This is a genomic window from Alcaligenes faecalis (assembly GCF_005311025.1).
Lineage (GTDB): Bacteria > Pseudomonadota > Gammaproteobacteria > Burkholderiales > Burkholderiaceae_B > Alcaligenes > Alcaligenes phenolicus.
In genome coordinates, this window is the sequence record NZ_CP031747.1 from 2,316,567 (window position 1) to 2,336,661 (window position 20,095).

General features: G+C 55.5%; 18 protein-coding genes. 5 read left to right on the forward strand and 13 right to left on the reverse strand.

The genetic code is table 11. The features are described 5' to 3' along the window. Positions 1-131: 131 nt before the first annotated feature. On the reverse strand, positions 132-737 hold the full coding sequence (locus D0C27_RS10580; protein WP_060185916.1) for a TetR/AcrR family transcriptional regulator: 606 nt from the start codon (positions 735-737) through the stop codon (positions 132-134). Between the two features lie 87 nt (positions 738-824). Between D0C27_RS10580 and D0C27_RS10585 the strand changes: the two genes are divergently transcribed. Continuing rightward, on the forward strand, positions 825-2,054 hold the full coding sequence (locus D0C27_RS10585) for a glycosyltransferase (protein WP_060185915.1): 1,230 nt from the start codon (positions 825-827) through the stop codon (positions 2,052-2,054). A 93-nt stretch (positions 2,055-2,147) separates the two neighbouring features. Here the strand turns inward: D0C27_RS10585 and D0C27_RS10590 are convergent, their stop codons facing one another. Both D0C27_RS10590 and D0C27_RS10595 read right to left on the reverse strand, forming a co-directional pair. Further along, positions 2,148-2,558 (reverse strand): VOC family protein, encoded by a 411-nt coding sequence (locus D0C27_RS10590; protein ID WP_060185914.1) that lies wholly within the window; start codon positions 2,556-2,558, stop codon positions 2,148-2,150. Between the two features lie 27 nt (positions 2,559-2,585). Next, positions 2,586-3,200 carry a glutathione S-transferase family protein gene (locus D0C27_RS10595; protein ID WP_060185913.1) on the reverse strand — a complete coding sequence of 205 codons (615 nt, stop codon included), beginning with the start codon at positions 3,198-3,200 and terminating at the stop codon, positions 2,586-2,588. Positions 3,201-3,321: 121 nt separating this feature from the next. Between D0C27_RS10595 and D0C27_RS10600 the strand changes: the two genes are divergently transcribed. Beyond that, the gene (locus tag D0C27_RS10600; protein WP_115635206.1) at positions 3,322-4,203 is read left to right on the forward strand and encodes a LysR family transcriptional regulator; all 882 of its coding nucleotides are present in this window, start codon (positions 3,322-3,324) and stop codon (positions 4,201-4,203) included. Positions 4,204-4,219: 16 nt separating this feature from the next. Here the strand turns inward: D0C27_RS10600 and D0C27_RS10605 are convergent, their stop codons facing one another. From D0C27_RS10605 to D0C27_RS10650, 10 genes are all read right to left on the reverse strand, one after another. After that, a complete protein-coding gene (locus tag D0C27_RS10605) occupies positions 4,220-5,842 on the reverse strand; it encodes a copper resistance CopC/CopD family protein (protein ID WP_137430944.1) in 1,623 nt (540 codons plus the stop codon). 47 nt (positions 5,843-5,889) lie between these two features. Continuing rightward, on the reverse strand, positions 5,890-6,426 hold the full coding sequence (locus D0C27_RS10610) for a YcnI family copper-binding membrane protein (RefSeq protein ID WP_083053694.1): 537 nt from the start codon (positions 6,424-6,426) through the stop codon (positions 5,890-5,892). A 51-nt stretch (positions 6,427-6,477) separates the two neighbouring features. Then, complete coding sequence (locus tag D0C27_RS10615) at positions 6,478-6,903, reverse strand: DUF2946 family protein (protein ID WP_338018789.1); 426 nt, start codon at positions 6,901-6,903, stop codon at positions 6,478-6,480. A gap of 167 nt (positions 6,904-7,070) precedes the next feature. Further along, entirely contained in the window at positions 7,071-7,478 is a 408-nt protein-coding gene (locus D0C27_RS10620) for an NUDIX hydrolase (protein WP_137430946.1), read from the reverse strand. 111 nt (positions 7,479-7,589) lie between these two features. Then, complete coding sequence (locus tag D0C27_RS10625) at positions 7,590-8,210, reverse strand: glutathione S-transferase family protein (RefSeq protein WP_035267982.1); 621 nt, start codon at positions 8,208-8,210, stop codon at positions 7,590-7,592. A gap of 21 nt (positions 8,211-8,231) precedes the next feature. Further along, positions 8,232-8,834, reverse strand: a complete 603-nt coding sequence (locus D0C27_RS10630; RefSeq protein ID WP_137430947.1) for an ATP-dependent Clp protease proteolytic subunit — start codon at positions 8,832-8,834, stop codon at positions 8,232-8,234. A gap of 454 nt (positions 8,835-9,288) precedes the next feature. Beyond that, on the reverse strand, positions 9,289-10,734 hold the full coding sequence (locus D0C27_RS10635) for a surface lipoprotein assembly modifier (RefSeq protein WP_240688242.1): 1,446 nt from the start codon (positions 10,732-10,734) through the stop codon (positions 9,289-9,291). Between the two features lie 156 nt (positions 10,735-10,890). After that, the gene (locus D0C27_RS10640; protein ID WP_115635211.1) at positions 10,891-11,766 is read right to left on the reverse strand and encodes a Slam-dependent surface lipoprotein; all 876 of its coding nucleotides are present in this window, start codon (positions 11,764-11,766) and stop codon (positions 10,891-10,893) included. 64 nt (positions 11,767-11,830) lie between these two features. After that, on the reverse strand, positions 11,831-14,770 hold the full coding sequence (locus tag D0C27_RS10645) for a TonB-dependent receptor domain-containing protein (protein WP_240688243.1): 2,940 nt from the start codon (positions 14,768-14,770) through the stop codon (positions 11,831-11,833). Positions 14,771-15,332: 562 nt separating this feature from the next. Continuing rightward, entirely contained in the window at positions 15,333-16,310 is a 978-nt protein-coding gene (locus tag D0C27_RS10650; RefSeq protein WP_060185903.1) for a helix-turn-helix domain-containing protein, read from the reverse strand. Positions 16,311-16,485: 175 nt separating this feature from the next. Between D0C27_RS10650 and D0C27_RS10655 the strand changes: the two genes are divergently transcribed. From D0C27_RS10655 to moeB, 3 genes are all read left to right on the forward strand, one after another. Further along, on the forward strand, positions 16,486-17,520 hold the full coding sequence (locus D0C27_RS10655; protein WP_035267972.1) for a class I SAM-dependent methyltransferase: 1,035 nt from the start codon (positions 16,486-16,488) through the stop codon (positions 17,518-17,520). A 5-nt stretch (positions 17,521-17,525) separates the two neighbouring features. After that, on the forward strand, positions 17,526-18,761 hold the full coding sequence (locus tag D0C27_RS10660; RefSeq protein ID WP_240688244.1) for an MFS transporter: 1,236 nt from the start codon (positions 17,526-17,528) through the stop codon (positions 18,759-18,761). Between the two features lie 160 nt (positions 18,762-18,921). After that, positions 18,922-20,094, forward strand: coding sequence for a molybdopterin-synthase adenylyltransferase MoeB (gene moeB, locus D0C27_RS10665; protein ID WP_060185900.1), 1,173 nt, complete (start codon positions 18,922-18,924; stop codon positions 20,092-20,094). Position 20,095: the final 1 nt, after the last annotated feature.

The window sequence follows — 20,095 nt, forward strand, 5'->3', positions numbered from 1 at the left end:
TTGATTCAGATTTGCCTGCTTAGCCATGATAGTGCGGCTTGATTCTGATTTGCCGCGCTATTTACGATGACGCGACTTGATTCTGATTCGTCAGGTCAGTCACGAAAAAGCAGGGGCCCTTCCTGCTTTTTTTATGCCGTGCCTTTTACTGCTGCACCCTGCAAGAACAACTGGGTCATGTCCTCGAATTCCTGATGCAAGGACAGCTCGGGCTGATTCAGCCAGCGCAGCATGGCTCCGAAGTACAGGTGATGAAACCAGTGGGCCAGTTGCTCGGGGCTTAGTGACGGATTCAACTCCCCCGAGTCTTGGGCTAAGGCAATCAATGCCTGCCAGGTTTGAGTGATGTCACTGTCCTTGCTGGCTGTGCCTGTATTCAGCAATTGATGGCGCAGATAGGCTCTCAAGAACTCTGGGTGTTCGGTGCACCAGTCTGCCGAGGCACGCAGAATGCACAAAGCCTGCGTCTGAAACGTAGGGCACTGAGCCACCTCATGTTGCAGATAGGCCAGATCCTGCTTTAGCTGCGCATCCACATGTAACGCCAGCACCGCCTCTTTGCTGGGGAAGTGTTTGTACAAGGTGCGCTTGGCGATATCGGCCCGGTCTGCAATCTGCTCCATGGTCACAGCCTCGTAGCCGTGCTGCTCAAACAGGGTGGCCGCTGTCTGGCGTATCTGCTCCAGCATCAGCAGGCGTTTGCGTTCCCGGCGACCCGGATCATGGTCTGTAGTCATGTTAGTTTAAAAAAGTATACGAATTGCATAAGTATACGACGTGCAATATTATGATGCCATTGCTGTTATCGCTCTCAAGGCCAGATCATGAAATTTGCGCTTGTGACTTATGGTACCGAGGGGGATGTACGTCCGCTTGCCACCTTGGCGGCGGGTTTGATGGCATCGGGGCACGAAGTCTGCCTGTTGGCGGACGGTGGTACTTTAAGCTCTGCTCGAACCTTGGGTGTGCCATGTCTGCCTCTGGCCGGTGATATACGGCAGGCCCTGATGCCTGGGCAGATTCTGTCCAGTGCGGTGCAGGAAAAGGGCGGTTTTCAACAAACGGCCAAGGCGCTGTCGGCGATTGCCAATGTCAACACACCCGCTTGGATGCAAACCGTGCTGGATGCCAGCGAGGGTTGTGACGCGATTATCGTTTCGGGTCTGGCCGCTTTTGTGGGGCTGTCCGTGGCAGAGCGTCGCGGCATTAAGGCCATTGGTACCGGGCTGATACCCATCACTCCCACCGCTGCCTTTTCCTCTCCCTTCTTGCCACCGACCAAGGTGCCGCGCTTTTTGAACAAACGCAGTCATGAGTGGGTAAATGCGCTACTGTGGCGGGCGTTCAAGCGAGTTACCAATCAGGCTCGGCAACAAATCTGTGGGCTGCCCGCCCAGAACAAGGTCTGGTCCGACCATCCCATGTTGTACGGTGTCTCTCCCAGCTTGCTGGCTCCGCCCAGGGACTGGCCAGACAATGCGCGCTTGTGTGGTCAGTGGATCATGCCGTCTGGGGGCTGGACGATGGATGCGGAGCTGGAAGCTTTTCTGGCAGCGGGGGAGGCACCGATTTATATAGGTTTTGGCAGTATGGCCGGGTTTGATCGCGCGCACTTTATCCAGATGATGATTGAAGCCATGCAAGGTCGCCGCGTGGTGTTCAGCCCCGGTTGGAGTGGTATGCAAGAGGCGGTCTTGCCAGACAATTTCTTCAAGGTGGGCGAGGTGCCGCATCAGCATTTATTCCCCCGCATGTCCCTTGTTATCCACCATGGCGGCTCGGGAACCACGCATTCAGCCGCCAGAGCGGGTGTGCCGTCCATTGTTTTGCCCTTTGCCGGTGATCAGTTTTTTTGGGCGCACAGGCTGGCGTTGTTGGGTGTGGCGCCGGAGCCTTTATCGGGCAAACGGGTCAATAGTGCTCAGCTGAAAGCGGCTTTGGCCTTTGTTCAGCAAGACGATGTGCGGGCACGTGCTCAACACATCGCGCAGGATATGGAGCAGGAAGATGGGGTGGCGGTGGCTGTTGCGACGATCGAAGCCTTGATGCGCTAGTCTGCGATAGGTTTGTCAGAAAAAGCTGGGGTAAAGCCCCAGCAAGTTTTGGATATTTGCCGGGGCTGGAATGGATCTACGTTGTGGACCAAGCTAGGCCGCCAGAATCTCGTTAAATTCCAGCACATTCAAATCCGGGTCGCGGATAAAGCAGACCATGCGACGGCCATGCCCCATCATTACCGGGCCTTCACTGACGCGAATATTCTCCCGCGCCAGCCAACTCAGCAACTCGTCCATGCTGTCGATAATGAAGGCGGCATGGGTGTAGCCGGGCCGCTTCACAGGTGCATCCAGCAATACATTGCCTTCCTCTGCGGCCAAGCCGTTATAGATCAAGTGAATACGCATTCCGTTGGCATGAACCAGGCCGCAAGCTTTGGCTTGAGGCGCAAACTCGTCGGGGTCGCGCAGAAAACCCAGCTTGGCGTAAAAGGCCTCTGCAATGTCCAGGTCCGTTACCCGTATGCCTATATGGTCCAGTTCCAGTTTGTTGAAGTTCATGATGTATTTCTGCTCCAAGGGCGTCCGTCAGGCTTGTAGCCCGGCGCGGGTTTTCTGAAAGGGAATAAAGCCGGGCAAGGCCTCGATCTGGCGTAGCCAACTTTGAACGCAGGGGTAGCTGGACAAATCCACATTGCCTTCGGGGGCGCGTTCTACATAGCTGTACAGGGCAATGTCCGCAATCGTGGGCTCTTCTGTTCCGGTAATCCAGCGCTGGTCTTTCAGGCTGTGTTCCAGGGTCGCCAAGGTGGCATGGGCGCGAGTAATCACTTCTTCAGGGTTGAAGTTGGCGCCAAACACAGTCACCAATCGAGCTGCACAAGCGCCGTAGGCAATCTTGCCTGCGGCCACAGACAGCCAGCGTTGTACTTGCGCTTCCTGATAGGGATCGCTGGGCAGCCAGTGCGAGGGTCCGATCTTGCGGGCGATATAGACCAGAATTGCCAGCGAGTCGGCAATGATCCGGCCATCGTCATCCAGCACGGGAATTTCCCCAAAAGCATTCAAGGCTAGAAATTCTGCTCGCTTGTGCGCTTTGGCCGCCATGTCGACCTCGATCAACTCATGGGGCAAGCCGCTTAAAGACAGAAACAGGGCGGCGCGATGGGCGTGCCCGGACAGGGCGTAGTGATAGAGCTTCATGGCAGTTCACCAGTCATAAACAAGAGGTATTCATTCTGCTTTCTATGGCAGTACGAAACAATCGCCTAGAATTGCACTTCATTATTGCTATTCTTGAGCATAGTCTTTAAAGGCGGGGCGCATGGACAGGCTGAAAACACTACGTACTTTTATCTGTGTGGCAGAGCAGGCCAGCTTTGCTGAAGCCGGGCGGCGCATGAATATGTCGCCCACTACGGTGTCGCGCACCATCGCGGCGCTGGAGGCCAGCTTGGGCGTGCAATTGCTGATGCGCACCACGCGCAGCGTGCGGCTGACGGAAGAGGGCAGCCTGTTTCTGGAGCGTTGTCGGGCGGGAATCGCCCAGATCGATCAGGCCGTGGAAAGCGTGCAGGGGAGTCGTTCTGAGCCCAGCGGTACCCTGACGGTAACGGCCCCGGTCATGTTCGGAAAAATGTATGTGATGCCGGTGGTTTTGGAGTTGTTGCGCCTGTATCCGCAATTGCAAATCCGCCTGATCCTGCGCGACAGCTTGGTGCGATTGGTGGAGGAAGGGATTGACATAGCGGTCCGCATTGCCGACTTGCCGGACAGCTCCTTGCATGTGGTGCCGGTCGGAGAAGTTCGACGTGTTTTCAGCGCCAGTCCCGAGTATCTGGTGCGTAAAGGCCGACCGGCTTCATTGGTAGATTTACGGCATCACGATTTGATTTGGGTCGAGGATGAAGGCGGGCCGCATCGCGGTTGGGGGCTGGACGAAGTGCGCCGTGTGGGTGGTGTACCGCGCCTGTCTGTCAGCCATGTAGATGCGGCAATTGCCGCAGCGGTGGATGGTCTGGGTGTGTTGCGCACCTTGTCTTACCAGGTAGCGGGCGAGATAGAGGCAGGGCGGCTGGTGCCTTTGCTGCGCGATGATGAGGCGCCTGCCTTGCCGGTGTCTTTACTGTTTGAAGGCGGGCGCAAACATCATCCCAATGTTCGCGCCTTTATTGAGGCCACCAAACGTTTTATGAAGCCGTTCTGATTCCGGGACGCCGGGTTTAGTTGGCTTGCAAATCCAGCGTGCTATCCAGGTGTATGCGTTCAAAGTCTGAAATCAGCACCTGAATACGAATATTCCAGCTGGCCAGATGCGGCAGCTCGACATTACTCACTTCCCATTGATCCTGTCGCGTGAGTTCCGCCGGAAAGGTAATGGACTCCACCCCGGCTTGCGGGTTGCTGAAAATCACCTCCACTTCTTGAGCCTTCAGGGGACTGAAATCCGGCTCGTATAAAGAGACGGTCAGAATGGCGGGGTGCTGGGTGGAGGCCGGGATGTACAACAGATCTGCCATACCGGCTTCGGTATGAATATGGCTGGAAACGCTGGGTGGAACTAGTTGGGCCAGGGCGCGCGGGGGCGGGGTGAAGCGCCATAATGCGGCCACGGCCAGGATCAGCACCGCCAACACATATTCCAGACGAACCACACGTCGCAGAGCCTGTCGGGCATCGCTACGCTGTTGCAAGACGGCTTGAGTCAGACGATAGCGGTTGTAGGCTCCCAAACCCAGCAAGAGCAGGACCAGAATCAGCTTGGCACTGAGCACTTGTCCATATCGGCTTTCCCAGAGCGAAGCGAGTTGATCGAATTGCACGTAGATCAGCGCGGCTCCGCTCAGGACCAGAACCAGCAGGACAGCGGGAATCCAGCGCGAGAACAGCGTCAGCAAGCGGGAGTCCTGAGCATGCTGAAGTGCATAAACCAAAGGCAGGAAGGAACCAATCCACAGTGTCAGCGCCACGACATGCAGCCAGACACTGGGCCGAGATAGCCAGACGGGATCTGCTGTGCTGGCATGTCCGCTGGACGCCAGGGAAGCTCCCAGAAGAATCAGCGCCAAAGCAGCCAGCCATTTCTGGCTAGCGGAGTGTGTCGCTTTCCAGGATAAGGCGGCACAGGCCAGAGCTAGCCAGCCCAGCAGCACCGCCAGGCCCATGGAGGTCGATGCAGCCGTTTGCCAGGCGGCCGTGCCGAACAGGGCGGACAGAGGCAAGTCCAAGGCATCGACACCCACCAAGCCCAGGTTCAGCAATAAGGCGACGGCCCCTAAAGTCAGCATGCGTGGCGCGATATGAGCTTGACTCGCTGATGTGTTGTTTGATGCTGGAGCCAGGGCGCGGTAGACCACCCAAGCTATCCCCGTAAACAGGCCCACATAGCCCAGAAGTCGGGCAAGCCAGATCAGTCCATTTCTGAGGGGATTGCTGTGGGTGCTGTCCACCAGATTTGAGCTGGGCGCCCCAATGGAAAACGTCAGCGTTCCGCCTACGGGATGGCCGTCAGCAGAAATAACCCGCCAGCTCAGCCCGTACGTGCCTTCGGTTTCCATGGGCGGCAAGGCCAGTTCCAGTCGCTGGTCTTGTGTCAGAACGTCCTCCAGCTCCTTGGAGGAACCATCCGGACGAATCAACTTCATCAGCAAGGGCGATACGGTCTCATTGAAACTCAGGCTGGCTGTACTGGGAGCCTGGGCCAGCACCGTGCCGCTATCGGGTTTGCTGGCGACCAAGGAGGCATGGGCATACAGCACCGGCGCCCAGGCCAGCAACGGCAAGGCAAGCAGTAGCACGAGCAGTGGGTGGCAAGCTGCCTGCCTACGCAGGGTATGCATTTGCATAAGATCTCCTTCAGGCTGATGCCCAAAGGCATCAGCCGCCTGGGTGTTTAAGGCTTGGGCAAGAGTTGCAGCGCAGGAGCAGGGGCGTCGGAATGGTCAGCCGCTTCCTTGGTGCCCGGAGCTGCTTGATCAATCCAGCGCTCCACGCCTTGTTCGCATTCCTGAACAACCGGGAAGTAGAGCGTGCTATTGGGCTTGAGCTCATCGGCCAGGTAGCTGATGAACACGAACTCGTCATAGTGCTCGTCCTGCAAAGGGCCGCCAGCCCAGACCACTTCCTGAACACCGGAACTGACCTTGGCACCCCAACGCGTGTAAGCCTGCTTGTAGTCACCTTTTACTGTTTCCAGAGTCCAGCCTGCTTTGGGTTGTGGTTTGACACCGACCACACCTTCAGGAATACGGACACGGATTTTGGTGGTGGCAGAGCCTTTGCAGCCATGCGGTACGGACAGAACCGCCTTGTAGCTGCTGCCCACCGGGGCTTGCTTGGTTTGCAGGGAAACGTGTGCCACAGCGGAAGAGGCGAACAGCACAGCAGCCATGCCCAGAGTGGCACGGAAAGACGTAGAAGAAATCGACATTGAAAACCTCGGCTAGATAAAAAAGAGAAACCGTCAAAGGACGGGAACACATCAAGCGAGGAATAAAGGCGGGGCGCGTGAACCTAAAGGAGGGCCTTGTGCCGGCAGCGGTGGCAGGGTTTGATTGCTCTGGGCTAACAAAACCGGCCGGTACCTGATCAGGCTGATCAGAACAGGCGCATCCAGGGTCGGCAACAAGGCGGGGGAGGCCGCGATACCAAAGGGGCAGTCCTGTTGATTGTGATGCGTATCGGAATCCGCCTGGCCATCCTGGCCGACCAGATCAATCCAGAGCGTATTGGCAGCATTGCCAGCCGTACAGAAGGTAATGGCAAAGCCATTGTCTTGTCCTGAGCGGGTAGGCATGTAGCCTGCCGGGACGATGGCGCGACAGACGTAGGTCAGCAGAGCCAGGCAAAACAGAAGTTGCCAAACTCGGATTTCGCGGGAAACGAAACGGGGACCCAGGGCGCGCATGCGGAAAAGTATATTACAAAAGTGGGGGCCGACTGATGAGGCATTCGCCAGTTATCTGGCACCAAACTACACGTGGATCTTGATCTTGATCTGGCTGGTTTATCTTTGTCTTTGTTCCTGATCCTGCCGCCCACCTTGGTATTAGTGCTGCTTCTGACTTGGCAGTTTCACTCCCTACGTTTCTTTATTGCAGCCACCGCCACCTGGGTCGCCACCGTCAAGGGTTCTGGCAGTTGATCCAATGTAAACCAGTCCATGCCGCTGTGCTTTTCAGGCTCCTGCACCACGGCCTGGCCGGTGAAGGATTTGACCAAATAAACTGGCGCCACCCAGTGCTCGCCCTTGTCGGCATCAATCTGGTTCACATTGACCAGTAGCTCCAGAGTCTCCAAACGCAAACCCACTTCTTCCATAATCTCCCGTGTAACGGCTTGCTCCAGGGTTTCCAGCCAGTCCACTTTGCCGCCCGGTATCCCCCAGTGCTCAGCTTCTGGTGCACGCACACGCTTGAGCAGCAGGATTTTGTCGTTTTGCATAATGACTGCACCGCAGCCAACTCGTATGGTTTCGTCCATGTCTACATCTCTAGTTTTTAAAAGGGCGTCAAGTGGCCTCGAGCGTCAATGACACATAAAAAAAGCCGCGAACATAGTGGGCGGCTTTGGTCAGCTAAGGCAAAGTACCGCTTAAGGGAAACCGGCACATTGCTTTATAAAGGCAGGCCGCGCGGCCAGGCGGTGGTAGTAGTCTTCGACTGCCTTGAGTACCGGGCGATCAAACGGCGTATTCAGCCAGCGGTGAATGGACAGGCCCAGAATGATATCGGCCAGGGTGAATTCCGTTCCGGCGGCATAGGCCTGGGTCTGCGCCAAGTGTTTTTCCAAAATTCCCATTACCTGGGTCCAGGCAGCCAAGGATGCCTGAACCTGTGCGGCGTCCTGATGCTTGGGCGATTGACGCACCAAACTCCAGAACGCATATGTCCAGGTCGGGTTCAGCTCGGAGGCCTGCCAGTCCAGCCACTGATCCACCTTGGCTCTTTGCCAGGCATCTTGCGGATACAAGGCCGTCGGTGCCTGGCGGTTGGCCAGATAACGCACAATGGTATGGGATTCCCACAGCACACGTTCCCCATCCAGCAGGACGGGGATTTTTGCGTTGGGGTTCAGCGCACGGAATTCGTCCGTGTTGACGTCCTTGAAGCCTATGCCCCAATCCTGCCGCTCAAATTCCAGATTCAGCTCCGCGCAGGTCCACATGACTTTGCGTACATTGATGGAGGATTCTCTGCCAAGAATAGTCAGCATGATGGGGCCCTCAAATGGTCATTACTTGCTGGCAGGCAGCAGTTCGTCACGGCGTTCGATAATGCGTGAGATCAGGCCATATTCAATGGCTTCCTCGGCACTCATCCATTTGTCGCGCTCGATATCGTCACGCACACGCTCGATAGGCTGGCCGGTTTCACGGGCAATTACCTGGGCGATACGTTCACGCGCTTTCATGATTTCCTGGGCTTGAATGGCCATATCGCTGGCCTGACCACCGGCGCCACCGCTGGGTTGGTGAATCAGAAAACGGGTTTGAGGCAGGCACACACGACGCTCGCGGGCGGCACCCAGGAACAGGTGGGTAGCAGCACTGCCCACCCAGCCGGTACCCACCATGGTGACGGGCGAGGAAATAAAACGCACCACATCATGGATGGCATCGCCCGATTCCAGGTGACCACCCGGCGAGGACACGATCATGGTGATAGGGGCGGTGGATTCGGCATCCAGCGCCAGCAGCTTGCGCACGGTTTCCGAGGCGAGCTTATCCGTGATGGCGCCAAAGACCAGCACAGTACGGGCGCGGAAGGCTTTTTCTTCCAGAAAGGCGCTGTCTTGAGGGCTGGTATCAGAGCGAGTTTCTTTTTCTTGGCCAAGCATGGGGAAAGACTCCAAGGGATAAGTATTCTGTCTGCTAAGGAAAATCGATTGCTCGACTATATCCCGACTGATGGTCAACCGGGCTTTCACTTGGCAATTTTTGTGGTTTTTTTTGTCCGCGCTGGGGGCGCAATAGGGCGCAACGCAAGCAGACAAAGCAAATGCAGGGCGGTCTGCCCCGCAAGTTCATATAGTCTCATGCTTGTTAAGTGTTTGATCCAGGGAATAAGACCTTATCGCCCTGTCTCCTGGAGCAGCATCACGGGAAGGGCTGATCTACACGCGGCCGCTGGGCCTTGAGACCTGCCACAGAACCCCGATACCTCATTGAAAACGCTTCTTTCAACAGTGGCACGACGCTCCCTGTCACTAAAAAAGATACCTGTCGCTTCAGGCGCTTGATGCTAAAAAGGGACGGCACCCGATCAGCCGCCGAGGTCGAAGAAGTCCTTGCTTAAAAACGCTTTTCCAGCTTCAGCGCGACTTCGGTTTGCTTGTATTTGAAAGCCCAGTCGATATTGCTGTTGTTGAAAGTGTGCTTCACATACAAATTGGGTGTAATGCCTTTGAACGCAAAGCGCGGCATGCCTACGTTCAGGATATAAATCTGCTGACGGTCCTTGCGCAGCCCGCCCAGGAACAAGTCCTCGGCATCGTGACGGGTCTGCCGGTACAGGGCCGTGGCATTGATATTGAAACCCGCATCAAAGGCCCTGTAAATTCCCAGGTTTGCCATATAGCTGCGGCTTTGCGCGGTTTGCTGAGACTGCAGATTACGGGTGTAATTCAGGCCCCCGTAGACCACGGTTTTGGCATCAATCAGATACGAGCCGTACAAGCCTATCTGGTTCTCTTTGACGCCTTCAAAGTACTGCCGTAAATCGCCTTTGTAGGACAGGCTCTTGTGCTGGGCATTCACGCCTACTTGCAGCCTGTCGCTAAGATTGTGCTTCCAGTCCACGCGCCCGCCCCAGGACTGATAGCTGGTGCGACGGTTGGTGTAATTGTTCTCGAACAAGGGCGTAATCGACAGATCGTTTTTAGCGTCCTGATAGTTGTAGCCCGCGTAAATAATGCTGGTGTTGTCGCTGTAATAAATATTCTTGGGCTCGGCTTCCTTGTGCTTGTCGTACAGATTGCCGTAGCTCAGGCCGCGCAGTAGTAGGTTGTGGTTGCCGCTTAGCTGGAAACGCCGGTTCAAGGTCAGGTCGTAGACCATGGCGGTGGATTTGACCGGGTCCGGCATCTTGCGCACTGACGGAAAGCACCCAAAGAAATAGCAGGTAAAGAAGGTGTCTTGCTGGCCGTTTTCTTTGTTGATATTGCTGTTGTAGCCCAAGCCAATCGAGGCGGAACCGTGCCAGGCATTGCGGTCCTGCAAGGCACCCTGGAAGCCTTCAATTACGGGCCGTACTTCATCAGGAATACCGGCAGAGGAAATCTGGCTGAACAGCTCCTTGGCTTCGCTGGATTGATAGTCCTCGAACAACAGGCGGGCCAGTTCCAGCTTGACGCGCATCATATTGGGATCGCTTTCCTGAGCCTGGCGCAGCTTGCTGATCGCCAGGCTGTGATTGTCTTTGCTACGGGCCACCATCCCTTGAGCCATCAGCACCAGGGCAGGGTTGTGGCCGGGCAGCTCCTGATATTTTTCTACAAACTGATCCACCTTGGCCCACTGCTGCAGATTGATGGCGACATAAATGGCCGGTTCCAGATCGGTCAGCGTGGCATCGACGCTATAGGTTGTGCCGTTGATGGTGATCAGGGCCGACGGGTCCACATCGGGCGGGGTTTCTTCCACTAAATGGGAGCGTTCGCGTTCGTTCAGATTGCGGTCGATTTGATTCAGAAGTCGGCGCGTATCGTCGTCGTTGGCTTGCACCGCGCTGGATGCCATGGCCAGCAGCAGGCACAAAAGGGGAAGGGCTCGCCCATGCATGAATGAAAACCTTGCAAGAAAAAGGGGAGATGGACGCAGGGTCCGGAGAGAAAGGGGATCGAGCGTGTCGATCCCTTTTTCTTATGGCAAAACTAGCGTGTTGTCAGAGGCGGATTACTGCTTGGCACCGCCGAAGGCCATGTCTTTAGTGCCACCAGGGGTGTTGTAGTAAATACCAGCCAGCGCATCAGCGGCAGCGCCGTAGAACTGACCGCGGATTTTGGAAGAATCGGCAAGATCTTGGGCGAAGGTACCGTTGGAGCTAATGGTTGTGCCATTGAAGAGTACGGTGCCGACCAAGCCTGTCAACGTACCTGAGCCGCCAGCGTAGTTAGCGGTCAGGGTACCTTTGGAGATACCAGCCTGGGTGCCGGGGTTGTATTGGTTGACACCTACAACGTCGTACTTGGCATTGACCAGGTTAGGCATGGCTGTGGTTGGGTTTTCGCCGGTGTAGAACACCGTGCGGTCAGCATGGCTCAGGTTCAGATCCGTGCTGCTTGCTGGGGGTGTGCCGGCTATGCGGGGAGCCCACTCACCAAAATACACTTCCTGGCCGGAAACCTTGGCAACTACTTCGCCACCGAAGTGGGGGTAGCCTGGCAGAGGATTGTTCAGTTGGCGATAGGCGTAAATTTGAGTGCCTGCTCCTACACCGCTGGTGATGGTATGGCGCCATGTTTCAGCAATGTTTGTTCCTAACGGCATTTGAATATATCCATTGCCATCAGAACCACCCAGCACTTGATTGGTTTGCCAAAGAGGACCGCTTTTGAAGCTCACCACTCCTGATTGTTTGGTGGCGTCATAAGGGTCAGTACCTGGCATGGAGATACCAGCTTCGCCCTGAGCCATCATCGTGGACGGCTTATCCGCCACTACAAATGCTTTCGAGGAGCCACCCGCGACGGGGGCAGCGAAGCTGCTGGCGGAGGCCAGCAGGAAAGCCGAAACAATAGCCAGTTTTTGTACATTCAGACTTGCTTTCATTACGAACTCCATTAAGTGAAGAAAAAGGGCGTTTTTACGAAAACGACCAAAAAAACCGATTAACTTAAAAACGTGCTGTCATACCGACGCGTACCGTTCGTCCGGGGGCCGGCATGGAGGTGCGGGCCATAGGGTCCAGGTAGTACTGATTAGTTAGATTGCTGATCGCCACGTCCACATTCAGGTTTTTCTGTACCTGATAGCTGGCGTAGGCATCGAAGACCAAAATGGGGTTCCAGTAGTTCGTTCTGTTAAATGCCCAGCCAAGGCCACCAAAATGCCCTTCATCTTTGTTTTTCGCAGCGCTGTGATACACCGCACGTGCTCCGAGCAGTAGTTTCTTTTCCAGCAGGCGTGCACCGACATCCAGATTCAGGGAGTACTGCGGTTGCAGGCTGGTTCTGGCAAAGGTGCGAGGGAAGCCGCCATCAACGCAGGCAGGTATGCGGTCGCTTCCTGCGGCTCCAGGGATGGGCATAAACGTCTGGGCGTAATCGGCGTCGCATAGCTGCTGCTTCAAGCGGTATGTGCCGCCAAAGTTGGCAAAGTATTTACCGCTATCCACGCGAGCTTGCAGTTCAATACCGGACATCTTTTTCTCGTCAAACTGCACGGTATTGAAGTCCCAGTCTCGGTCTATATAGTCTTTGATCCGGTTGTTGAAGTAATTGATTTTGATGTCTGCATATTCCAGACTTGGAAAGTAGCTGCTTAGATTGTGGACATAGCCGATTTCCCAGTTGTAGGCATGCTCAGGACGATTAGCGGTTCCGGTCGAGCGCTTGCTGCCGCCAGCCAAGGCCATGGAGGACTCGAACAGGCTTGGAAAACGTACAAATTCGTTGTATCGGGCATAAAGACGAATATCGTCTGTAATGAAGGCTGTCAGCCCGATGTGGGGAACCCATGCATGGTCTTTTTGTTTTTTAGGTTCTTCCCATTTATTGGATATTTCAGATTCGTCTTGGTAAACAGGTTTGCGATTGCTTATCGAGGCAATGTATTTGTCTACTGTGCCCTTTTGTCCCTGCGCATCGGTGACTTGCTCTGTTGAGTCAATTTCTCCATTGGTAAAGGGGTTATTGGCAGTAAAACCTTTGTGACTTTCTCCAGAGGGAACAAAAACCGTTTCTTCGATATAGCGATAGCCGTTGATTTTTCCTTCATGGAATGTATTACCTAATATTTCTTCAAATGTTTTTTTGCTTGTATGCCCGAAGACGGCCTCTAGTAGACTTGGATCTAAGTCAGAAATGAACTGCCAGTTTTCTTCATATTGCTTGTAAATGGGCAATGTTTTTTCAATGATTTGGCCTTCGTAATCAGCAACTTCTTGATTGCTCATTAAGCGCTGAACCTGGTAGTTATAGCCTTTCAGGGCAGGCTGAATAGCCCAGTCCTTATGCTGCTGACTACGCATCTCGGCCAGCTTGTCGTCGTACGACCAGTAGTCGCTATAGCGTGCGCCAGCATTCACTTGCAGCCAGTCCACAGGCCGCCAGTCGAAGTTAAAACCAAAATTCCATTGCTGGCGGGTGCCTGAACGAGGCCCCATGTGGTTCACGCCCCAGGTCAATTCATTCAGGTTCTCGAGCTTCTCCGAAGCATCATGCTGCTTGAGTTTTTCTCGGGTGAAATCAGCGAACAAGCCCAGGTCCAGAGTTGGGTGCAATGTCATGGCGTTGCTGATGTTCAGCCCGCTACGCCTATGGTCAGTAATTTGCAAAGCTCTGGGGACGATGTTGAAGCGCCCATCTGTATTGGGGAGCTTTTCTGGGGCGGTAGGAGGTACCCAAGCGCATTCAGAGCCGTTTGTGCCCAGGACATGGCAATTTGTGTAGTTGTCCCAGTCACCATCGCGTCCGTTGTTCAAGCCCTGGCCTTGAATCCCATAAATGATGTCGCCATTCTGATGACGCTCACTATCGCTTTGGGTAATCCAGGCTCCGGCCTTCAAGTTGATGAAACGACTGCCTTCGGGATTCCAGGAGTAGTTCAGGTTCCAGGTGTCTTGTTTGACCTTGCTATATGGGTTTTCGGTTTGGAGGATATTTTTTTCACCATAGCCATCCAGGGCATGGATTGCCCAGACCACGTTCCATGGCACGTTTTCGCCAAAGGTATGGTTGCTGCGCATGTAGCTCATATCAATGGCTTGATCGTGAGGTAGGCGCAAAGTGCCTTTCAGCAGCGTGGTTTCCAGTTCGCTGGATGTGTTCAGAACTTCCTCACCAGGACGGTAGTACTTGGCGATGTAGCTCACTCTGGGGAAGGAGTACGACGGGTTGTAGTCGCTATTTGCGTCCTCTTGCCAGGTGTCGTTCTCGTACTTGTCACTACCTTTCTTACCGCTGTAATAGTTGCCGCGACTGCGGTAGCTGTATGCGGCGAGCAGATCAAAATTTTCTTGCTGTGTGGCGATGGCCAGGCGATAGGAGTGGTCTTCAAAATTGAAGTTCTTGCCGCTATTTCCGACTTTCGGCATACGGTCTGGCGAGATGTTGTCAGGTAGAACAACACCATTCGTGCCACCTTTATGAAAGGTTGCTCCCGGAATATCGCGATAGTCCTTTCCGAAAATCCCAAAAGCCCGCTCATTCGGCTTGGTCGAGTTTGTCGCTGTCTCCGCCTTCAGCTCAATCCCGAAGGTCTCGCCCGGTTTGACAATATCTTCAACCTGCAGCGTGCGGATCTGCACCGATCCGCCAATCCCGCTAGCTCCCGACGTTGCCGACACGCCTTTTTCCACCAGAATGCTGCTGATCATATTGGGATCAACATAGTTGCGGTTGGCCACCCCGGCCGGTCCCAGCCAGACTGATGTTGCCTGTTCCGTGCCGTCAATCGTCAGGGGAATTCGGCCTTCACCCTGGATACCGCGAATGTTCGGGTCCAGCGCGCCGCTATTGCGCGAGTCCCCCGCATACACACCGTTCAGGCCCTTGAATAAATCCCCCACGGAGCTGCCCTTGTACAGCTCGATTTCTTCCTTGCCGGCGTACACATTGGAGACGTCTTTCTCGAATACATCGGTTTTGCCGGCCTCATCGCGGGTTTCACGTACGACGGTAATAGTGTCCAGACGAGTGGCTCTGTCCGTGTCTTCCCGGCTCTCGTCCTGACGGAAGGAGGGTGGGGCGCTGCCCACGCTTTGGGCCTGTGTCTGCCCGGCCCAGGAGGCCAGAATCAAGGCATACACCAGCGGCTTGAGCGCGTGTTTTTTTGTGTAGGGTGAAAGGGTAGCGGACATAAAACGAACCAGGGCTCCGTGCGAAAAATAACAATCTGTCGTGAGGAAATACTTCCCGTTTGCTGGCCAGGCTCACCCCTTGTCTCAAAAGGTGAGGAAAGGCACGGGGATATTATTCACATTAATGAGAATAGTTATCACTTAGATTGATATGCAGGACGGAGCAATTCCTATGCAGGACCGGAAATCCGCTGCAATTGCAGGAATTTGTCAAAGCAGAAGGGGAACTTTTCAGGGAGAGGGCCGCAGGGGGCGGCCCGAAAGAAGGGTGGGCCTCTATGAATGCAGAGGCCGAAAACAGCGGAAATACAAAGGTTTAGGCGCGCTTGTTGCCAAAAATGGATTTGGGCGAGCGGCCAAAGTAGCGCGTAAAGGCGACGGAAAAATTATTGGGGTATTTGTAGCCGACTTGCCAAGCGGTCTGGGCCACTTGTTGGCCGGACTCCAGCAAGGTATAGGCTTTGCGCATACGCAGTTCAAGCAGCAGGCCGATAGGCGTGTTGTCGTACAGATAGCGAAAACCTTCTTTAAGTTTGTGCTCGTTAATGCCTACCGTCGTGGCCAGATACTCCACCGTGATTTGCTGGTCCAGTTGCGAGCTGAGCAAATCGCGTGCTCGCTCGACCCGTTGAATATCATCCACCGACAGCGGGGCGCTGTTGGGGGCGTCGGGTGGGGCCAGGCGGTTGAACTGCTCGGCCAGCAAGCTGAGTGCATGGATTTGCAGGTTCAGCCTGTGGTGATGAATGGGCTGCTCCGGGGTGCACGGCTGCATATAGCGTGCCAGTGCCGCCGCATGGGCCATGGTGGCCTGGCTGCTGGCATGAAAGGACAGACGGTGCAGTCCCACGCAATCCATCAACTGGGTGGCGCGTTCCGGGCCCACGTATTTGTTCAAGGCCGCCTCGCTGATGACCAGCCGTAATTGCGATACGGATTGGTCCTCTTGATAGTGGCGTTCCCCCCGCAGGGATCGAAAAGCCGTCACCGTGGTATGGCCTGCCTTGAACAGCAGATCTGAGCTCTCCCGACCCTGATAGGCCGACTGTCCTTGCAGACCCACCGTCACCACAATGACACGGCCCGCGTGCGGGCCGTTGCTCTCTTCAACCAGCGATCGGCTGGGGTGATAGTGCAAGCGGCCCAACAAGAACCCTTGTTCCAGTTCCACGCATTCGGAATAGCAGTGGCCCAGTTCTTCGGGTAGTTGCAGCCGGACTCGGCCATCGCTCAGAGCGCGGCATGACCTGGGTTCATCCGTGGTTAAGCGATAGCCAAATTTGCGCGTGTTCATCATTTCTCCTGCTAAAAGCGCCTCGCATATGAATTGCTCCGTTCAGCATAGATCTTAATGCAAATAATTCTCATTAAATATATATCATTTCTAGCTGTGATGGCAGAGGGAAGGGCCATTGTGGAATTCACGGAGGTAAAAAACAGTGCTGGATCGATCGCTAGGAGAAGTCGTTTTGTCGGAGCAATTGCTGGAGTCGCATGCTCTGCAAGCCTGTTGGGACGCGCAATTGGCGGGTTTAAGTGCAGATGCCTTGAACCTGGCTTTGGGGTATGGCGTGTTTGCGCATCTGGATCAGTTTATCGCTGCGGAGGAACTTGCGCTTGTGCTCAAGTGGGACGCCGACAACACCGCCTACCTGCTGGAGTTGCTGTGGAGTCTGGAGCTGCTGGAGTGTCAGTGGACCTGTCCGCGACGCTATCGCAGCCTGCCGCAAACGGCGCGTTATCTGAATCCGGGTTCGGCGCAATACTGTGGCGATGCCTTGCTGTTTCGGCATGGTGTCTTGCGTCAGGTGGGCAATCAGCTCGATGAGCTGCTGCGTAATGGCAAATCGCCTCCAGCGGATCCGGCATTGATTCAGCAAGGCTGGGCAGCGGCGGCACGTTCACAAATTGCCCAGGAACAAACGGCGGTGACGGCCGAGGTGGCCTGTGAGATTTTTGGAGCCGTGCCGGAGTTCTGGCAGGCGCAACGTCTGCTGGATTTGGGTGGTGGGCCAGGACTGGTAGCCATCGCCTTGGCGCAACAGCAGCAGGACTTGAATGCCGTGGTGTTCGAGTACAAAGCGGCGGCTGCTGTCGCTCAGCAAAAAATTCTTGATGCGGGTCTGGAGGCCCGTGTCAGCACCTTGGCCGGTGATCTGCTGGTGGACGATTTCGGGGCGGATTATGACCTGATCTGGTGCTCTTCCGTGCTGCATTTTGTACCGGATATTCCTGCTTTGCTGGCCCGTCTGTATCGCGCGCTGCGCCCCGGTGGGGTGCTGGTGTGCTGTCACGCCGAAGTGCATACCGAGGTCAGCAAGGCCAAACGGATTTTGCATTACTACCTGCATATGCGCATGCAAGGCCGCCATGTGCTGCCGGAAGGGCAGTTGGCCCAGTTGCTGGAACAAGCCGGATTTGATGATGTTCAGCAGTTTGATGAGGTGCGCTTTCCGGTTGCGCCCGTCACTGCATTGATTGCGCGCAAGGCGTGCAAAGGGTGATGAGAATGAAGACGTGGAAAGCATGGGGGGCGCAACTGCTGTTTGGCTGGATGAATCTGGTGCTGGCTGTCCCCAGTATTTACCTGATGCTGGGTATGCCCCTGGTGATGCGACAGCATGGCTGGTCCGGCACCGAGATAGGTTTGTTCCAGCTGGCGGCCTTGCCCGCCATTTTCAAGCTGGTGCTGGCCATGCCGGTGCAGCGTGTCCGCCTGGGTGGCGGACATTTTGTGCATTGGCTGTGGTTGATGGCGGTCTTGTTGTTGGCTTTGTATGTAGGCATAGGCCGCGAGAATCTGATTGATCAGCGGACCCTGCTGTTTGCCCTGACCTTTGCCATCAGCATTGTGGCGACCTGGATGGACATCCCCTTGAATGCCTTGGCGGTGCAATACCTGCCGCGTGACGAGCAGTTGCGTGCAGGCAGTATTCGTTCTGCCGCCTTGTTTCTGGGCGCGATCGTCGGGGCGGGGGTGATGGTGCTGGTGCAGGCCCGTTGGGGTTGGCAGGCACCGTTTGTCTTGATGGGCCTGGGGCTGGTGATTGGTTGTTTGCCCTTTGTCTTTTTGCGTTCCAAAGCCGGTTTGCAAGCGGCTGAGACTGAGCAGGCAACGCCCGGTTTTGTTGCCGATTGGGTCAGCTTCTTCGGGCAGGAAGGGGCCAAGCAGTGGACCAGCCTGCTACTGACCAGCTTCCCCTTTATTGGCGCTGTCTGGTTCTACTTGAAACCCTTGATGCTGGACCAGGGCATGCCTTTGGAAGAGGTGGCCTGGACGGTCGGGATTGCCGGTGGCATTACCGGTGCCGTGTTCAGCCTGATTGGCGGACGTTTGGCGTCATTTCTGGGTGCCGCGCGTGCCATTCCGATTTATCTGCTGGCGGCCTTGCTGTCTCTGATTCTGTTGATGGTTTCCGTCTGGGCCAAGCTGGGGCCGGTGTGGCTGATCAGCAGCGCCCTGTTGATTGCGGCCAGCATGGGGGCTGTGTCCGCATTGCTTTTTGGGCTGACCATGTTCTTTACCCGTAGACAGCGCAATGCATCGGACTACGGTTTGCAGTCGACCATCTTCACCTTGGCCCGTATGGCCGTTCCCATTGTCGCCGGCATCGTGCTGGACCGTTTCGGTCAGGTTGTCATGCTGGGCGTGCTCACCTTGGGTGTTCTGTTCGCCTTTGTACTGGCTTGGCGCGTTCGCCACAGCGTCGGTGCCAGCACCGAAGTTTTGCTGCGTAGCCAGTAAGTCAGGGTCTGAAAACGCCAGCGTGTGCAGGTTGCGCTGGCGTTCATCGTTTTTGCTCCGTTTCGCATAGAAATTAGAACCCAAAGGCTATTGTGTCATTTTCAGTCATATTTGAGAATAAGTCTTGTTCTTATTCATATGTATTTAACCAGGAGTCATTATGACCTTGCCCCCATTAGTTGAGCCCGGTGAGCCTTTAAGCCGCGAAGAGGTTAACCGTTATAGCCGTCACCTCTTGATTCCCAATGTGGGCATGGAAGGCCAGCGCCGCATCAAAAATGCCAAAGTGCTGGTTATCGGGGCAGGGGGGCTGGGTTCGCCCACCTTGCTGTACTTGGCCGCAGCCGGGGTGGGCACACTGGGCATCATCGACTTTGACCGGGTGGATGAATCCAATCTGCAGCGCCAGATCATTCACACCGTAGACAGCATTGACGAGCTGAAAGTGGAAAGCGCCAAGCGTGCGATTCACAAGCTCAACCCCCATATCAAGGTAGAAACGTATACCGACAGGTTGGAACCTGACATGGCGGTCGAGCTGTTCTCGCGCTACGACCTGATTCTGGATGGCACCGACAACTTTGCGACCCGCTATCTGGTCAATGATGCGTGCATGCTGGCCGATAAACCCTATGTCTGGGGTTCGATCTTCCGCTTTGAAGGCCAGGTCGCGGTGTTCTGGGAAAACGCGCCCGGTGGCATAGGTTTGAACTACCGCGACCTGTACCCCGAGCCCCCACCGCCCGAGCTGGCTCCGTCTTGCGCGCAGGGCGGTGTGTTTGGTGTCTTGTGCGCCTCGATTGCCTCCATCATGTCCACCGAAGCCATCAAGCTGATTACCGGCATTGGCGATCCTTTGATCGGCCGCCTGATCGCTTATGACGCACTGGATATGTGCTACCGCGAACTGCCCATCCGCCGCCTGCCCAATCGCAAGCCCGTGACCGAGCTGGGCGATTACCAAACCTTCTGCGGCCTGAATCCACCGGCTGATGCCATGGCCATCCCCGTGCCTGTCATGACTGTGCTGGAGCTGAAAGAACGGCTGGACCAAGAGCAGGCCCCTGTCCTGGTGGACGTGCGCGATCCCAATGAATGGGAAATCGTGAATATTCCTGGCGCGATTCTGATGCCCAAATCGCCCACCGTCGCCGCCGAGATTCTGGCTGCCTTTGGTCCGAATGCGGATCTGGTGATTTCGTGCCGCTCCGGTGCGCGTTCCAGGACCGTGTGCGAAGAGCTGATCAAGTTGAAGGCCCCCAAGGTGCGCAATCTGGAAGGCGGCGTGCTGGCTTGGGTGGAGCAGGTCGCTCCCGAATTGGCGTCTTACTAAG

Excerpts from the sequence above, each read along its gene's own strand:
- D0C27_RS10625 (WP_035267982.1), bottom strand. The coding sequence starts at position 8,210 with ATGCTGACTATTCTTGGCAGAGAATCCTCCATCAATGTACGCAAAGTC.
- D0C27_RS10595 (WP_060185913.1), bottom strand. The coding sequence starts at position 3,200 with ATGAAGCTCTATCACTACGCCCTGTCCGGGCACGCCCATCGCGCCGCC.
- D0C27_RS10615 (WP_338018789.1), bottom strand. The coding sequence starts at position 6,903 with ATGCGCGCCCTGGGTCCCCGTTTCGTTTCCCGCGAAATCCGAGTTTGG.
- D0C27_RS10635 (WP_240688242.1), bottom strand. The coding sequence starts at position 10,734 with ATGGCATCCAGCGCGGTGCAAGCCAACGACGACGATACGCGCCGACTT.
- D0C27_RS10585 (WP_060185915.1), top strand. The coding sequence starts at position 825 with ATGAAATTTGCGCTTGTGACTTATGGTACCGAGGGGGATGTACGTCCG.
- D0C27_RS10650 (WP_060185903.1), bottom strand. The coding sequence starts at position 16,310 with ATGAACACGCGCAAATTTGGCTATCGCTTAACCACGGATGAACCCAGG.
- D0C27_RS10640 (WP_115635211.1), bottom strand. The coding sequence starts at position 11,766 with ATGAAAGCAAGTCTGAATGTACAAAAACTGGCTATTGTTTCGGCTTTC.
- D0C27_RS10580 (WP_060185916.1), bottom strand. The coding sequence starts at position 737 with ATGACTACAGACCATGATCCGGGTCGCCGGGAACGCAAACGCCTGCTG.
- D0C27_RS10610 (WP_083053694.1), bottom strand. The coding sequence starts at position 6,426 with ATGTCGATTTCTTCTACGTCTTTCCGTGCCACTCTGGGCATGGCTGCT.
- D0C27_RS10590 (WP_060185914.1), bottom strand. The coding sequence starts at position 2,558 with ATGAACTTCAACAAACTGGAACTGGACCATATAGGCATACGGGTAACG.
- D0C27_RS10600 (WP_115635206.1), top strand. The coding sequence starts at position 3,322 with ATGGACAGGCTGAAAACACTACGTACTTTTATCTGTGTGGCAGAGCAG.
- D0C27_RS10660 (WP_240688244.1), top strand. The coding sequence starts at position 17,526 with ATGAAGACGTGGAAAGCATGGGGGGCGCAACTGCTGTTTGGCTGGATG.
- D0C27_RS10605 (WP_137430944.1), bottom strand. The coding sequence starts at position 5,842 with ATGCAAATGCATACCCTGCGTAGGCAGGCAGCTTGCCACCCACTGCTC.
- moeB (WP_060185900.1), top strand. The coding sequence starts at position 18,922 with ATGACCTTGCCCCCATTAGTTGAGCCCGGTGAGCCTTTAAGCCGCGAA.
- D0C27_RS10620 (WP_137430946.1), bottom strand. The coding sequence starts at position 7,478 with ATGGACGAAACCATACGAGTTGGCTGCGGTGCAGTCATTATGCAAAAC.
- D0C27_RS10630 (WP_137430947.1), bottom strand. The coding sequence starts at position 8,834 with ATGCTTGGCCAAGAAAAAGAAACTCGCTCTGATACCAGCCCTCAAGAC.